This is a genomic window from Actinoplanes sp. M2I2 (assembly GCF_023544445.1).
Taxonomy (GTDB): domain Bacteria; phylum Actinomycetota; class Actinomycetes; order Mycobacteriales; family Micromonosporaceae; genus Actinoplanes.
In genome coordinates this window covers 578,327-592,497 of record NZ_JALPVJ010000001.1, presented here as the reverse complement: position 1 = coordinate 592,497, position 14,171 = coordinate 578,327, and the positions used below count along the sequence as shown (strand labels likewise).

Below are 14,171 nucleotides of genomic sequence, written 5' to 3'. Positions count from 1 at the left end.
GCACCGCGGAGGTCACTCCACCACGGTGAGCACGACGCCCTCGGGCAGGCGGCGCAGCAACGTGCGCTGAACCTCCGGGGGCACCCGGATGCACCCGTTGGAGATGCTGCGCCCGAAGGCGGATTCGTCGTGCCACGCGTGGATCGCCGTGTGGCCGTTGCGCAACGAGGCCGACAGCGCGTCCCGGTCGTCGGGGATCGCGCCCAGCACCAGCGCGTCCAGCCCCGCGTAGACGTCCCCGTGGGTGATGGTGCGGCCGAGCACGAAGGTGCGCCCGAGCGGGGTGGGCGTCCTCGAGGAGCCGACCGCGACCTCCCAGGCGCCGCGCTGCCTTCCGTCGTGGAGCCAGGTGAGCCGCCTCTCGCTGAGGTCGGCGACGAGTTGGTCGCGCAGCGGTCGTACGGTGCCGGCGCTCTCGGGGACCCACCCGACCCGGCGGTTGATCGACGGGATCAGCACGGCCAGCCAGCCGGGCCGCCGGGCGACGACGGGCGCGGTCACCGGCAGGCCGCTCATGGTCCGTGGGAGGAAGGCTTTCGGCGTGCCGCCCGGAGCGTCGTAGACGGCGGCCTTCCGGTGCGGGCGCAGCGCTTCGGCCACGAACGCGACCGAGTGCGGCGCCGGATCGTGCGGAAAGCCCTGGGCCGCGTGCCAGTAGGAGATCGTCGGCAGACCGGGAGGCGCGGGCGCGGCCTTGGGGATCGGCGCCGGCTTTGCCGTGGGCACGGCCGCGGCCGGCACCTGGCGCACGGCCACCGTCCCGGGGTGGTCGTCGCGCGCGGCGGCGACGGCCGTGACCGTGGCGGCCAGCGCGACCAGCACCCCGCCCGCGATCGCCCTACCGGTGTACATGACAACACACTAGGGCAAATTGGCCATCTGCGAGAATGCCCCGATGCGAAAGGCGATCATCTTTCATGGGACCGGCGGGAACCCCGGTGTGGTCTGGTATCCGTGGCTCGCGGGCCGGCTGGCCGAGCGGGGCTACGAGGTCGAGGTTCCGCATTACCCCGGGATCAACGTCGAACCGGTCGGCGAGTTACTGCCCCGGGTGCTGAGCGCGCACAGCTTCGACGAGCAGACCGTGCTCGTGGGCCACTCCGGCGGGGCGGCGCTGCTGCTGGCGCTGCTCGAACACGTGAAGGTCGACCAGGCGATCCTGGTGGCCGGCTACTGCACGCGGCCCAACTCGTCCGACGAGCCCGTGCTGCGGGCGAGCTACGACTGGGACACCATCCGCGCCAACGTCCGCGATCCCTACTTCATCAATTCCCGCCACGACCCGTACGGCTGCGACGAGCACCAGGGCCGGGCCATGTTCGACCGTCTCGGCGGCACCCAGATCGTCCGCGACGACGGCCACTTCGGCGATTACAACCAGCCCTACGACGAGTTCCCGCTGCTCGACCGTCTCATCGGCTGAGCTGGTCGAGCCGGGCCACCCGGCGCGGCCCGGCCGTGCGGCGATAACTGGCGTCGAGCAACTCGCCGATCTCGTCCCAGTCGGCGCCCTCGGCCAGGTCGACGCCGATCCAGCCGCTCGGCCCGAGGTAGGCCGGCACATAGCAGCGCGGATCGTCCTCCAGAGCGGTCCGCTCGTCCGGCTCGAGCAGCACGAGCACCGACCGGTCGTGCCGCCGGTACTCGCCGTCCACCTTGACCGAACCGCCGTAATAGGCGAACACCTTGGTCGTGAAGAACGCCGGAATGCCGTGCGACACCTTCTCGGCGGCATCCGGAAAAGCCAGAGCCAGCTTCCGTACGCGAGCGAGCACCGGATCCGACTCGTCGAACATGACCGGGTGGCCCATCGCCGGCCCCGGTCAGATCTCGGCGATCAGGTCGGCGACCGAGTTGACGATGCGCGACGGGCGGAACGGGTAACGCTCCGCCTCCACGCGGGTGCTGATGCCGGTGAGCACGAGAATCGTCTCGAGCCCGGCCTCCAGCCCGCACAGGATGTCGGTGTCCATCCGGTCGCCGATCATGGCCGTGCTCTCGCTGTGGGCCTCGATGGTGTTCAGCGCCGACCGCATCATCATCGGATTGGGCTTGCCGACGAAGTACGGGTCGACGCCGGTGGCCTTGGAGATCATGGCGGCCACCGAGCCCGCCGCCGGAAGCGCGCCCTCGTTGGACGGGCCGGTGGCGTCCGGGTTCGTACAGATGAACCGGGCGCCGCCGCCGATGAGCCGGATCGCCTTGGTGATCTGCTCGAAGCTGTAGGTGCGGGTCTCGCCGAGCACCACGTAGTCGGGGTCGAACTCGGTCAGCACATAACCGGCCGCGTGCATGGCCGTGGTCAGCCCGGCCTCGCCGATGACGTACGCCGTGCCGCCCGGCCGCTGGTCGGCGAGGAACTGGGCGGTGGCCAGCGCGGCCGTCCAGATGGACTGCTCGGGAACGTCGAAGCCCATCCGCGTGAGCCGGGCCTGCAGGTCACGCGGCGTGTAGATCGAGTTGTTGGTGAGGATCAGGAAGGGCTTGCCGGACGTCTTCATCCGGTTGACGAACTCGGGGGCGCCCGGCACCGGCACACCCTCGTGGACGAGAACCCCGTCCATGTCGGTGAGCCAGCTCTCGATGGCCTTGCGCTCAGGCATCATGCTCCTCGTCGCTGCGGAGGGGGACAGCACGGGACCGGGCAGGTGTCCCAGACCGGCAGCGTACCGAGCCGGTTGAGGGGCGCACCGGCGGTACGCTCCTGCACCAGTTCGCGGACCATCGTCACGAACCGCGGATCGGTGCCCGGCGTCGCGGCCCGCGCGTATCCGAGGCCCAGCCGCTTGGCCGTCTCGGCGGCCTCGTTGTCGAGGTCCCAGATCACCTCGAGGTGGTCGGAGACGAACCCGATCGGGCTGACCACGACGTCGGTGACGCCCTGCTCCCGAAGCTGTTCGAGGTGGTCGTTGATGTCCGGCTCGAGCCACGGCACCTGCGGCGGACCGGAGCGGCTCTGCCACACCAGGTCCCACGGCAGATCGGCGGCGGCCGACGCGTGCACCAGACCGGCCGTCTCGTGCAGCTGGGCCTCGTAGCGTCCGCCCGTCGGCCCGGCTGTCTTGGCCATGCTCGAGGGGATCGAGTGGGCGGTGAAGACCAGCCGCGTCGTGGCCCGCCGGCTCTGGTCGAGCGTGGCCAGCGCGGAGCGTACGGCCGAAGCGTGCGGGTCGACGAAGCCGGGGTGATCCCAGAACTGGCGCAGCTTGGAGATCACCGGCGCGCCCGGACCGACCTTGGCCCGGGCGTCCGCGATGTCCTCCCAGTACTGCTTGCACGACGAATAGCCGCCGTACGCGCTGGTCGCGAAGCCGAGCGCGTGCTTGATGCCGTCGTCGCGCATCTGCGCCACCGTGTCGGCCAGCATCGGGAACCAGTTGCGGTTGCCCCAGTAGGTGGGCAGGTCGATGCCGTTGCCGGTGAACTCGGTGCGCACCGCGTCGAGCAGGTCCCGGCACTGCTGGTTGATCGGGGAGACGCCGCCGAAGTGGTAGTAGTGCTCGGCCACCTCGGCCAGGCGCTCGTCCGGGACGCCACGCCCGCGCACCACGTTGCGCAGGAACGGCATCACGTCATCGGGCTTCTCGGGACCACCGAAGGACAGAAGGACGAACGCGTCGTAGACCACCCGTCCATCCTCCCACCGTCCTAAGCGCCGAGCGCGTGGTAACCCCCGTCGACGTGGACAACCTCACCGGTCGTGGCGGGGAACCAGTCGGAGAGCAGGGCGCAGATCGCCTTGCCGGTGGCCGTGGTGTCGTGCAGGTCCCAGCCCAGCGGCGCCCGGCCGGCCCAGGCGTCCTCGAACTGCTCGAAGCCGGGGATGGACTTGGCCGCCATCGTGCGCAGCGGCCCGGCGCTGACCAGGTTGCTGCGGATGCCCTGCTTGCCCAGGTGCAGCGCCAGGTAGCGGTTGGCCGACTCGAGCCCGGCCTTGGCGACGCCCATCCAGTCGTAGACCGGCCACGCCTTGGTGGCGTCGAAGGTCAGGCCCACGATGCTGCCACCGGACTGCATCAGCGGCAGGCAGGCCACGGCCAGCGCCTGGTACGAGTACGTCGAGACGTGCAGCGCCTTCGACACGTCCTCCCACTGGGCGTTGAGGAACTCGCCACCCAGCACGCTCTGCGGACCGAACGCGATCGAGTGCAGCACCCCGTCGAGCCCGTCCACGTGCTCGCGCACCTTGTCCGGCAGCGCGGCCAGCTGCTCGGGGTCGGTCACGTCGAGCTCGATCACCGGCGGCGGCTCGGGCAGCCGCTTGGCGATCCGCTCGACCAGCGACATCCGGCCGAAGCCGGTCAGCACGACGGTCGCCCCGTTCTCCTGGGCGATCTTGGCCGCCGAGAACGCGATCGAGGCGTCGGTGATGACGCCGGTGATGAGCAGCCGCTTGCCGGCCAGCAGTCCAGACACAGGGTTCGCCTTTCGAGTACGAGGGAGAAGGTCAGTGGCCCATGCCGAGGCCGCCGTCGACCGGGAGGACCGCGCCGTTGATGTAGCCGGCGTTGTCCCCGGCCAGAAACGTGACCGCGGCTGCGACCTCGTCGGTGGTGGCCAGACGCCCGGCCGGAACCGCCTTGATGATCTCGGCGCGACGGTCGTCCGACAGCACCTGGGTCATCTCGGTGTCGATGAACCCGGGGGCCACCACGTTCGCGGTGATGTTGCGGCTGCCCAGCTCGCGGGTGATGCTGCGGGCCAGGCCGACCAGCCCGGCCTTGCTCGCCGCGTAGTTGGCCTGGCCCGGCCCGCCGTACAGCCCGACCACCGACGAGATGAAGATCATGCGGCCCCACTTGGCCCGCAACATCTTGGAGCTGGCCCGCTTGGCCACCCGGAACGAGCCCTTGAGGTTGGTGTCGATCACCCGCTCGAACTGCTCCTCGCTCATCCGCAGCAGCAGGGTGTCGTCGGTGATGCCGGCGTTGGCCACGAGCACCTCGACCGGGCCGAGGTCCTTCTCGATCTGGGTGAAGGCCGCGTCGACCTGCGCCGGGTCGGTGATGTCGCACTGCACCCCGTACAGGCCCTCGGGCGCGCCGCTGCCCCGGTGCGTCACCGCGACCTTGTCGCCCTGCGCCGCGAAAGCCTGCGCGATCGCGAGGCCGATACCCCGGTTGCCGCCTGTCACCAGAACCGTGCGCGCCACGAAACTTCGCTCCTCATACCCAGGTAGGGGGTGCCGGATGGCACCTCGGGGGCACGACGGCGCGCTGGGCAGCGCCGTAACCTGCCGGAGTGGAGACTATCGGCCCGGTGACCCGGCGCAATGCCACGGGGCCGCTCCGCCGCCTGCTCTGGTCCCGCGAGACGGTCCGCCCCGCACCCCGGGCGCGCATCTGGGTCTATCTCCTGCCGCTCGGTCTGCTGGCCCTGGCCGGCCTGGGCCTGGCGACCGGCGCCTACCTGACCGACAACCGGCAGCTCGACGACGTCTGGGTGGTGATCCTGTCGATCGGCTCGGTGCTGCCCATCGTCGTCACTCTCCGTCGGCCCGTCCTGGCCTGGCGGCTGGGCTTCGTGATGCTGTTCCTGGGCACCCTGGAGCCGAGCGTCAAGGAGTCCTGGCCGTGGAACACGGTGCAGATCCTCGGCTTCCTGCTGGTGCTCGGCCGGCTCGCGGTGATCGAGGGCGCCCAGCTCACCGTCTGGGCGACGGCCCTGAGCCTGGTGCCGGTCTTCCTGTACGCCCCGGCCGCGAACGCGTGGGGCGCGGCCCTGCTGCTCGTGGCCATCGCCGCGCTCGGCGACATCGTGTCCCGGCGCCGGCGTACGCAGGCCCTGCTCGCCGAGAAGGAGGAGCTCACCGAGCTGGAGCGGGCCCGGCGCGCGGTCCTCGAGGAACGCACCCGCATCGCGCGCGAGATGCACGACGTGGTCGCCCACCACATGTCGATGATCGCCGTCCGGGCCGAGACCGCGCCCTACCGGGTGGGCGGGCTGTCGCCGGCGGCCCAGGAGGAGCTGGCCGGCATCGCCGGGTCGGCGCGGGAGGCGCTGACCGACATGCGGCGGTTGCTGGGTGTGCTGCGGGCCGAGCAGGACGAGGCGCCGCGGGCTCCGCAGCCGGGGTTCGCCGAGCTCGACGACCTCATCGCGGCCGCCCGGGCGGCCGGGGTGGAAGTGTCCTACAGCGCGTCCGGCCTGACGGGTCAGGTTGTCGGCGCGGCACGGCCTGTGGACGAGTCGGCCGGCGAACGAGGGCAGCCTGTGGACAACGAGACGCAGCACGACGCGGAAGGCCATAGGCTGCCCACCCTGGGTGGGGCGGCGGCTGAGCTCGCGGCTTACCGCATCGTCCAGGAGGCGCTGGCCAACGCGGCCCGCCACGCGCCCGGCAGCCCGGTGACCGTCGAAGCCCGCGGCCTCGGCGACCGGCTCGAGCTCACCGTGCGCAACCCGCTGACCGCCCCTGCCACCCCCGGCCGGGGGCACGGCCTGGAGGGCATGCGGGAACGGGCCGAGCTTCTCGACGGCACCCTGTCCGCCGCTCCCGACGGCGACCACTTCGTAGTGCGCGCGGTGCTGCCCTGGGGAGGAGACGAGTGATCAAGATCGTGATCGCCGACGACCAGGCGATGGTCCGGCAGGGCTTCGGCGCCCTGCTGGCCGCCCAGCCCGACATGCTGGTCGTCGGGGACGCCGCCGACGGCGCGGCCGCGGTCGTCCGGGCCCGTGAGCTCCGCCCCGACGTGGTGCTGATGGACGTCCGCATGCCTGTCATGGACGGTCTCGAGGCGACCCGCCGCCTGGGTCTGCGCGACGACGGCCCGAAGGTGCTGATCCTGACCACGTTCGATCTGGACGACTACGTGTACGCCGCCTTGCGCGCCGGGGCGAGCGGCTTCCTGCTCAAGGACGCCCCGGCGGCCGACCTCATCCACGCCGTCCGGGTCGTGGCCGCCGGCGAGGCCCTGCTCGCGCCGTCGGTGACCCGGCGCCTGATCGCCGAGTTCGCCGCCCGGCCGATGGCCGACCGGCCCCGGCCCGTCGCCCTGAACGCGCTGACGCCGCGCGAGACCGACGTGCTGCGCCTGATCGCCCGCGGTCTCTCCAACCAGGAGATCGCCGGGGACCTGGTGGTGGCCGAGCAGACCGTGAAGACCCACATCGGACGGATCCTGGCCAAGCTGGGCCTGCGCGACCGGGCCCAGGCGGTCGTCTTCGCCTACGAGACGGGCCTGGTCATACCGGGGTAGCACCGTCGATTGCGGTCTGCGGGGTGACGTCCGGCGGGTCACCGCGGCCGGACGCTGCGCGGCATGCGCATCCTGCCTCTCGCCCTCGTGCTGACCGCCCTCCTCGGCCTGACCGCCTCGATTCCCGCCCGGCCCGTACGGGCGAAGACCCCGCACCTCCCGGCCTTCACGGCGGCGTACCGCGAGACCGCCACGCACATGCTCGCCACCGGCTGCCCGTACGCCACCTGGGCCGCCCACGGCCGCCGCTTCCTGTTCTTCGACCCGGCCGGCGGCGGGCGCGCGGCCGAGGTGCTCGGCGATCTGGCCACGGCCACCCGGATCGCCATCCTCGTCCCCGGGGTCGACACGACTCTGGCCGACTTCGACCGCGGCCTGGGCGGCGTCCCCCGCCGCGCCCCGGGCGTGCAGGCCCGCGCCCTGCATGACCTCCTGGCCAAGCGGGACCCGCACACCGCCGTCATCGCCTGGCTCGGCTACGACCCGCCGGAGGGGGTCGGCCCGGCCGCCGCCACCGAGGGCCGCGCCCGGGTCGGCGCGGCCGCGCTCAGCACGTTCGTCGGCGATCTGCGGAGCCGGCGACCCGGCGCCACGGTCACGCTGATCGGGCACAGCTACGGGGCGGTCGTCGTCGGCCTGGCCGCGAAGAACAAGCCCGGGATCGACGACGTGATCACGCTCGGCGCGCCCGGAGCCGGTGTGGACCGCGCCGCCGAGCTCGGCGGCGCACGGGTGTGGGCGGCCCTCGCCCCGACCGACTGGATCCGTCGCATCCCGCAGGTGCGGTTGTTCGGTCTGGGCCTCGGCCGCCGCCCCAGCTCCCCCGGGTTCGGCGCGTCGGCCCTGCCCACCGACGGTGTGGCCGGGCACGATTTCTATCTCGTGCCGGGCAGTGTCACGCTGCGAGCCGTGGCCGACGTCGTCCTGACGGGTGGTCCTCGACACGACCGGCCGGGCCACGTTTCTTAAGCGGGGCTTAAGGGGTACAGTTCCTCGCGGTCCTGATGCCGAACGACTTGCTGGAGGTGATCGCTGTGCGAGATAGCGATCCTCCTAGTCGTGGCCGGGCCGCTCGTCAGCCTCGCCGCTGACGCAGTGTCAGCGTTCCGCTGACAGACAAGCCCCGCATCCACCGGTACGCCCGACAGGGCCGCCCGGGTGAGTCGTGTGCGCCGCGACGCCGGATGCGTGGGTGCCGGCCGCGACGTGACGTGCGCTGAAAACGCCAGTCACCAGCGGAAGAAGCCGTCAGATGAAGAACCTCATCGCTCCCCTGACCTTCACGGTCGCCGCCGTCTACGTGGTCGTCCTCTTCGTCCTGGCCCACAGCACGCCCTGACCCCAGGCACGCCCTGACCGCAGGCACGCCCTCACCGGGGCCGGCCCGGCCCGTCGGCCGTCCGGCACCGGCGATGATCAGGGCAGGCGGGACGTCCAGATCAGGGACAGGCCGGCCGCCACCAGACCCAGCAGCAGAGCGAGCCCCGCGTACCACTGAGTGACCTCGCGGGGCTCCACCCGGTGGCCGATCGAACTGCCCATGTCCTCGTAGACCTGCTTGAGCTCGCTGACCGAGGCGGCCTCGTAGAAGTAGCCCTTGGTGTTCTCGGCCAGCTGCTGCAGCGACAGCCGGTCGACCGGCACCCGCTGCAGGGCGCCGCGGATGTCGACCACGCCGGTGTCCGTACCGAAGGCGATGGTCGAGACCGGCACGTTGGCCTGCGACGCCGCCGTGGCCGCGTCCTCGATCGAACGGCCCGACGTGCGGTAGCCGTCGGAGAGCAGCACGATGCGGGCCGGGGGCGCCCCGTCGGCCCCGTCGGCGGGCACCGAGCGGATGGCGTCGAGCGAGGTGAAGACCGCCTCGCCGGTGGCGGTCGCCTCGGCCAGGGTCAGCCCGTCGATCGCCGCGACCACCTCGGAGCGGTCCTTGGTCGGCGACACCAGCACGTTCGCCGCCTTCGCGAACGACACCAGACCCAGGTTGTAGGTGGGCGGGAGCTCGTTGACGAACGCCTTGGCCGCCTCCTGGGCGGCCTCGATGCGGTTGGGCGCGACGTCGTCGGCCTCCATCGACAGCGACACGTCGATCGCCAGCATCACCGTGGCCCGCTCGAGCGGCTCTTCCTTGTCGACCGACGGGCGGGCCAGCGCCGCGCCGAGGGTCAGCAGCGACAGCAGGAAGGCGACCGCCGAGACGTGCTTGCGCCAGCCCAGGCCCTTGGGGGCGAGCGTGCGCAGCAGGTCGACGTTGGTGAACCGCATCGCATACGTGCGCTTGCGGAACTGCCGCCAGGTGTAGAGGCCGGCCAGCAGGAGCACCGGCAGCACAGCCAGGAGCCACCACGGCTCCAGGAAACGGATCATCGGGTCGTCCCCCGGGTGCGTGCGTGTCGTTGGGCGGCCACGAATCGGACCATATCCAACAGCCAGTCGGTGTCGGTGCGCAGGCGCAGGTGAGCCGCGCCGGCCGCGCGCAGGGCGCCGGCGATCGCGCCCCGCTGCTCGGCCGCCGCCTCGGCGTAGCGCCGGCGCAGGTTCTCGTCGGCGGTCTGCACCTCGTGCAGCGCGCCGGTCTCGGGGTCGGCCAGGGTGAGCACGCCGACGTCGGGCAGTTCCAGCTCGCGCGGGTCGACGATCTCGATGGCGAGCACGTCGTGCCGCACGCCGAGCTTGCGGATGGGCCGCGACCAGCCCTCGACCGGCGCCATGAAGTCGGAGATCACGACGGCCACGCCGCGGCGGCGGGGCGGCCGGTTGAGCTTGTCGATCAGCTCGCCGAGGTCGGTGCGGCCGGGGCGGATCCGGGTGCCGGCGATCGCCCGCAACAGGCCCTGGGCCTCCTTGCGGCCCGGTCGCGCCGGCATCCGTACGACCGAGGGGGCGACCGTCTCGGCCGGTCCGGCCTTGTCCCGGCGCCAGCGGCGGGGCTTGGTCTCGGCGAGAGAGCCCGTCCCCACCACCGCTCCGATGCGGTTGCCACCACGCACGGTCAGGTGAGCCATCGCCGTGGCCGCCGCGAGCACCAGGTCGCTCTTGAGCCACTGGGCCGTGCCGAAGTCGAGGCTGGCGCTCAGGTCGATCGCCATCCACGTCTCGAGCTCGCGGTCGGCCACCGTGCGGCGCACGTGCGGCATCGTGGTGCGGGCGGTGACCGGCCAGTCCATGCGGCGGACGTCGTCGCCGGGCCGGTACTCGCGCGACTCGCCCGCCTCGCTGCCCGGGCCGGGGAGCAGACCGGCGTAGTCGCCCTGCAGCAGCCCGTCGAGTTTGCGGGTGACCAGCAGCTGGAGCCGGGACAGGACAGCCTCGGCCCGCGTGGTGCCGGCCTCGCCGCCCAGGGCCGCTGTCCGCGCGGAACCGCCCAGCGCCGAGCCGGCCGGCGCCGAGGTCCGCGCCGTGCCGGCCTCGCCGCCTAGTGCTGGGCCGGCCATACCGCACCGGTCTGGTTCTGCGGCTGCGGCCCGCCGCTCACCGGGGCCGCCGGGTGGGTGCCGTTGGGCGACGTGCCCTGGCGGGCCGCGACCGAGGGCAGCGGGACGCTCTGCATGATGCGGGCGACGATGTGGTCGGCCGGGATGTCGTCGGCCAGCGCGTCGTAGCTGAGCACCAGGCGGTGGCGCAGGATGTCGGGCGCGATGTCCTGCACGTCCTGCGGCAGCGCGTAGTCACGGCCGCGCAGCAGGGCCAGCGCCCGGGTCGCGCGGACGATGCCCAGCGAGGCGCGCGGGCTGGCGCCGTACTGGATGAGCTGAGCCACGTCGGGCATGCCGTGTTGGGCCGGCGCGCGGGTGGCCAGCACCAGCCGGACCGTGTAGTCGACCAGCGCGTTGTGCACGAACACCTGGTCGGCCCGGCGCTGCAGGCCGAGCAGGTCCTCGGTGGTGAAGACCGTCTTGGGCTCGGGGGCGCTGACGCCCATCCGGTAGACGATCTCGCGTTCCTCGGCGTCGGTCGGGTAGCCCACCAGGATCTTCATGAGGAAGCGGTCGCGCTGGGCCTCGGGCAGCGGGTAGACACCCTCCTGCTCGATCGGGTTCTGCGTGGCCATCACCAGGAACGGGGTGGGCACCTCGTGGGTCTGCCCGCCGATCGACACCTGGTGCTCGGCCATGACCTCGAGCAGCGCCGACTGCACCTTGGCCGGCGCCCGGTTGATCTCGTCGGCCAGCAGGAAGTTGACGAAGACCGGGCCGAGCTCGACGTCGAACTTCTCGTTGCTCTGGCGGTAGATACGGGTGCCGACGATGTCGGCCGGCACCAGGTCGGGGGTGAACTGCACGCGGGAGAAGCTGCCGCCGACGACGCGGGCCAGCGTCTCGACCGCGAGCGTCTTGGCCACCCCGGGGACGCCCTCGAGCAGGCAGTGCCCGCGGGCGAGCAGCGCCACGAACATCCGCTCGACCATCCTGTCCTGGCCGACGATGACCCGTTTGACCTCGAACATCGCGCGCTCGAGCTGGGACGCGTCCTGGGCCGGGGGCACGGGGGCGCCGGCACCGGGGTTGATCTCGGTCTCGGGCGTGAGCGGCTGAGCCACCGGTCCTCCACAAGCGGTCGAAAGCCAATGCCGACGCTCAAGACTTACACGACCGACCTGAGTGCGTGCTCGTGGTGTCGCTTTACGCGCCGTCGATGCCCGCCGCCATGGGTCAAGCAAGTCGATCTTTCTGCGCGATACGCCGGATCGGGCACCCCCGCGGGGAGGATGCGCGGCGTCCCGAAGCGTGTAACATCGTCCCCGTCGCCGGGCGACTTCCCCCGTGGTCGCCCGGCGCTCATACACTTTCTGGTATGGATGGCTCCTCGTGATCGGCCCCGGCCCCTTCTCGGGCTCCGCATCGGGCCCCTCGGAGCCTCAGTGCTCCGCCAAAGGATGTCGCGCCGACGCCCGGTGGCAGCTTCACTGGAACAACCCCAAGCTGCACACCCCCGAGTACCGCAAGACCTGGCTGGCCTGTGACGAACACCGCGTCACCCTGGGTCAATTCCTGGACGTACGCGGATTCCTGCGCGAAGTGACGCCCTTCGGTGCGGCGTCGGACGCGTCGATCTCCTAGGGTGAAGAGGTGACCGTCGACGCCCTGACCCCCTGGCCCGACACCGTCGAGTGGCGCACGGTCTCGCCCAAGCTGATCACTGTGGAGCTGATCGTCCGCTGGAGCTGGACGATCATCCTCGTCGCCGGCCTGGTCGTCGGCCTGGTGCTGCAGGGCCACTGGCTGTGGCGGCTGGGCATCGCGCTGGTCGTGCTCAACGCGATCTGGCGCTCGTTCGTCACCGTCCGGGCCGTGCGGGCCTGGGGTTACGCGGAACGCGACCAGGATCTGCTCGTCCGGCACGGCCTGGTGATCCGGCGGCTGTCCATCGTCCCGTACGCCCGCATGCAGTTCGTGGACGTGACGGCCGGCCCTCTCGAACGCGCGTTCGGCCTGGCCACGGTCCAGTTGCACACCGCCGCGGCGGCCAGCGACGCGCGGATCCCCGGGCTCCCGCCGGCCGAGGCGGCCCGGTTGCGCGACCGGCTCACCACGCTGGGCGAGGACCGGGCCGAGGGCCTGTGACCGCCGCCGGCCCACCACCACCGACCCTGCCGCCCGAGGCGGCCGTCGCGGAGCCCCGCCGCCGGCTCCACCCGCTCAGCCCGGTGCTGCACGGCGCCAAGAGCATCGCGGTGGTCGTCGCGGCGCTCTCCTGGCAGACGCTGTCACAGGTCGGGCTGGAACGGTTCGCGCTGGTCGTGCTGGTCATCGCGGTCGCCGTGGTGATCTTCTCGATCTTCGGCTGGCTCACCACGGGCTACCAGGTGGTCGGCCGCGAGCTGCGCATCTCCGACGGTCTGCTCTGGCGGCGCAACCGGGCCATCCCGCTCGAGCGGCTGCAGGCGGTGGAGCTCCGGCGGCCGCTGCTGGCCCAGCTCACCGGGCTCGCCGAGCTGCGCCTCGAGGTGATCGGCGGCGGCAAGACCGAGGCGCCGCTGGCCTACCTGACGGTGCGCGAGGCGGCCTCGCTCCGGGAGCGGCTGCTCGCGCTGGCCGGGCGTCCGGCGGTGGCCGCGCAACCGGGTGACCAGCCGGTGACGGCGGGGGCCGCGGCGCCCACCCTCGAACGTCCGCTGCTGCGGGTCCGCAACCGCGATCTGGTCGTCAGCCAGTTGCTCACCCCGCAGGCGTTCTTCCTGCCCGTCGGCGTGGCCTTCGTGGTGCTGCAGTTCGTGATGGAGGGCTCGTGGACCTTCGTCGGCATCGCCAGCACGGTGACGGCGATGGCCGGTGTGCTGCTGCAACCGGTGCGCCGGGTGCTGCAGGACTGGGATTTCCGCCTGGCCCGTGACCCCGAGGGGCGGCTCGCGGTGCGCTACGGGCTGCTCGAGACCCGCAGCCAGGTGGTGCCGCTCAACCGGGTGCAGGCGGTCGGGGCGACGTGGCCGCTGCTCTGGCGCGGGCAGGGCTGGCTGCATCTGCGGCTCGACGTGGCCGGGTACGCGGGCGAGGGCGGGGGCGACGCGAAGCGCTCGGACAGGCTGCTGCCGGTGGGCGAGTTCGCGACCGCGCGGGGGCTGGTGTGGGAGGTGCTGCCGGGCGTCGATCTGGCCGCGCTGGCCACCTCGCCACCGCCGCGCCGGGCCCGCTGGCTCAACCCGATCGCGCTGCGGTCGATCGGCGTGGGCCTGACGCCCGAGGTGCTCGTGACGCGCTGGGGCCTGCTGACCCGCGAGATGCACCTGGTGCCGTACGCCCGCCTGCAGAGCGTGCGGGTGGTGCAGGGGCCGCTGCAGCGGTGGCTGGGGCTGGCGACCGTCTATGCCGACACCGCACGGGGACGCTCGGGCCAGGCCAAGGACCGCGATCTCGCCGAGGCGTACGCCCTGGCCGCCGAGCTGGCCGTGCGGGCCCGGCAGGCCCGGACGCCCGAGCCGGCCACCCCCGAGGCATATTGGCAGTCACCCGCCCAGCCCTAAGCTCATGC

General features: G+C 72.2%; 16 protein-coding genes. 7 read left to right on the top strand and 9 right to left on the bottom strand.

Annotated elements, in window-relative coordinates; all coding sequences use genetic code 11:
* Nucleotides 1-12: 12 nt before the first annotated feature.
* A complete protein-coding gene (locus HJC40_RS02835) occupies nt 13-852 on the bottom strand; it encodes a L,D-transpeptidase (protein WP_249998017.1) in 840 nt (279 codons plus the stop codon).
* 43 nt (nt 853-895) lie between these two features.
* Between HJC40_RS02835 and HJC40_RS02830 the strand changes: the two genes are divergently transcribed.
* On the top strand, nt 896-1,423 hold the full coding sequence (locus tag HJC40_RS02830; RefSeq protein ID WP_249998015.1) for an alpha/beta hydrolase: 528 nt from the start codon (nt 896-898) through the stop codon (nt 1,421-1,423).
* Here HJC40_RS02830 and HJC40_RS02825 read toward each other — a convergent pair.
* Genes HJC40_RS02825 through HJC40_RS02805 form a run of 5 tightly spaced genes read right to left on the bottom strand, consistent with a single transcriptional unit; the run spans nt 1,413 to nt 5,152 of the window.
* Nucleotides 1,413-1,811 carry an MmcQ/YjbR family DNA-binding protein gene (locus HJC40_RS02825; protein ID WP_249998014.1) on the bottom strand — a complete coding sequence of 133 codons (399 nt, stop codon included), beginning with the start codon at nt 1,809-1,811 and terminating at the stop codon, nt 1,413-1,415. The two genes, HJC40_RS02830 and HJC40_RS02825, sit on opposite strands and share 11 nt — an antisense overlap.
* A 12-nt stretch (nt 1,812-1,823) precedes the next feature.
* Nucleotides 1,824-2,603 carry an HAD-IIA family hydrolase gene (locus HJC40_RS02820; protein WP_249998013.1) on the bottom strand — a complete coding sequence of 260 codons (780 nt, stop codon included), beginning with the start codon at nt 2,601-2,603 and terminating at the stop codon, nt 1,824-1,826.
* Nucleotides 2,603-3,628 (bottom strand): ferrochelatase, encoded by a 1,026-nt coding sequence (locus HJC40_RS02815; RefSeq protein WP_249998012.1) that lies wholly within the window; start codon nt 3,626-3,628, stop codon nt 2,603-2,605. The genes HJC40_RS02820 and HJC40_RS02815 overlap by 1 nt, the downstream gene beginning before the upstream one ends.
* Nucleotides 3,629-3,648: 20 nt before the next feature.
* Nucleotides 3,649-4,416, bottom strand: a complete 768-nt coding sequence (gene fabI / locus HJC40_RS02810) for an enoyl-ACP reductase FabI (RefSeq protein WP_249998011.1) — start codon at nt 4,414-4,416, stop codon at nt 3,649-3,651.
* Nucleotides 4,417-4,447: 31 nt separating this feature from the next.
* A complete protein-coding gene (locus HJC40_RS02805) occupies nt 4,448-5,152 on the bottom strand; it encodes a beta-ketoacyl-ACP reductase (RefSeq protein ID WP_249998010.1) in 705 nt (234 codons plus the stop codon).
* 89 nt (nt 5,153-5,241) lie between these two features.
* Here HJC40_RS02805 and HJC40_RS02800 point away from each other — a divergent pair, with 89 nt between their 5' ends.
* The 3 genes from HJC40_RS02800 (at nt 5,242) to HJC40_RS02790 (ending at nt 8,171) form a co-directional block, all read left to right on the top strand.
* Nucleotides 5,242-6,552, top strand: coding sequence for a histidine kinase (locus tag HJC40_RS02800; RefSeq protein WP_249998009.1), 1,311 nt, complete (start codon nt 5,242-5,244; stop codon nt 6,550-6,552).
* Nucleotides 6,549-7,202 carry a response regulator transcription factor gene (locus tag HJC40_RS02795; protein WP_249998008.1) on the top strand — a complete coding sequence of 218 codons (654 nt, stop codon included), beginning with the start codon at nt 6,549-6,551 and terminating at the stop codon, nt 7,200-7,202. Before HJC40_RS02800 ends, HJC40_RS02795 begins: the two co-directional genes overlap by 4 nt.
* A 63-nt stretch (nt 7,203-7,265) precedes the next feature.
* On the top strand, nt 7,266-8,171 hold the full coding sequence (locus HJC40_RS02790) for an alpha/beta hydrolase (protein WP_249998006.1): 906 nt from the start codon (nt 7,266-7,268) through the stop codon (nt 8,169-8,171).
* Nucleotides 8,172-8,618: 447 nt separating this feature from the next.
* Here HJC40_RS02790 and HJC40_RS02785 read toward each other — a convergent pair whose 3' ends face one another.
* The 3 genes from HJC40_RS02785 to HJC40_RS02775 are packed head-to-tail and all read right to left on the bottom strand — an operon-like array spanning nt 8,619 to nt 11,742.
* The gene (locus HJC40_RS02785; protein WP_249998005.1) at nt 8,619-9,569 is read right to left on the bottom strand and encodes a 26S proteasome regulatory subunit RPN10; all 951 of its coding nucleotides are present in this window, start codon (nt 9,567-9,569) and stop codon (nt 8,619-8,621) included.
* The gene (locus HJC40_RS02780; protein WP_374271056.1) at nt 9,566-10,570 is read right to left on the bottom strand and encodes a DUF58 domain-containing protein; all 1,005 of its coding nucleotides are present in this window, start codon (nt 10,568-10,570) and stop codon (nt 9,566-9,568) included. Before HJC40_RS02780 ends, HJC40_RS02785 begins: the two co-directional genes overlap by 4 nt.
* Nucleotides 10,571-10,617: 47 nt before the next feature.
* Entirely contained in the window at nt 10,618-11,742 is a 1,125-nt protein-coding gene (locus HJC40_RS02775; protein WP_249998003.1) for a MoxR family ATPase, read from the bottom strand.
* Nucleotides 11,743-12,010: 268 nt separating this feature from the next.
* Here HJC40_RS02775 and HJC40_RS02770 point away from each other — a divergent pair, with 268 nt between their 5' ends.
* Genes HJC40_RS02770 through HJC40_RS02760 form a run of 3 tightly spaced genes read left to right on the top strand, consistent with a single transcriptional unit; the run spans nt 12,011 to nt 14,163 of the window.
* A complete protein-coding gene (locus tag HJC40_RS02770; RefSeq protein ID WP_249998002.1) occupies nt 12,011-12,262 on the top strand; it encodes a hypothetical protein in 252 nt (83 codons plus the stop codon).
* Nucleotides 12,263-12,271: 9 nt separating this feature from the next.
* Nucleotides 12,272-12,766 carry a PH domain-containing protein gene (locus tag HJC40_RS02765; RefSeq protein WP_249998001.1) on the top strand — a complete coding sequence of 165 codons (495 nt, stop codon included), beginning with the start codon at nt 12,272-12,274 and terminating at the stop codon, nt 12,764-12,766.
* A complete protein-coding gene (locus HJC40_RS02760) occupies nt 12,763-14,163 on the top strand; it encodes a PH domain-containing protein (protein WP_249998000.1) in 1,401 nt (466 codons plus the stop codon). The genes HJC40_RS02765 and HJC40_RS02760 overlap by 4 nt, the downstream gene beginning before the upstream one ends.
* Nucleotides 14,164-14,171 lie beyond the last annotated feature (8 nt).

What these genes read in the sequence shown, in the direction of transcription:
- HJC40_RS02835 (WP_249998017.1), bottom strand. Translation starts at nt 852, where the DNA reads ATGTACACCGGTAGGGCGATCGCGGGCGGGGTGCTGGTCGCGCTGGCC.
- HJC40_RS02830 (WP_249998015.1), top strand. Translation starts at nt 896, where the DNA reads ATGCGAAAGGCGATCATCTTTCATGGGACCGGCGGGAACCCCGGTGTG.
- HJC40_RS02825 (WP_249998014.1), bottom strand. Translation starts at nt 1,811, where the DNA reads ATGGGCCACCCGGTCATGTTCGACGAGTCGGATCCGGTGCTCGCTCGC.
- HJC40_RS02820 (WP_249998013.1), bottom strand. Translation starts at nt 2,603, where the DNA reads ATGCCTGAGCGCAAGGCCATCGAGAGCTGGCTCACCGACATGGACGGG.
- HJC40_RS02790 (WP_249998006.1), top strand. Translation starts at nt 7,266, where the DNA reads ATGCGCATCCTGCCTCTCGCCCTCGTGCTGACCGCCCTCCTCGGCCTG.
- HJC40_RS02785 (WP_249998005.1), bottom strand. Translation starts at nt 9,569, where the DNA reads ATGATCCGTTTCCTGGAGCCGTGGTGGCTCCTGGCTGTGCTGCCGGTG.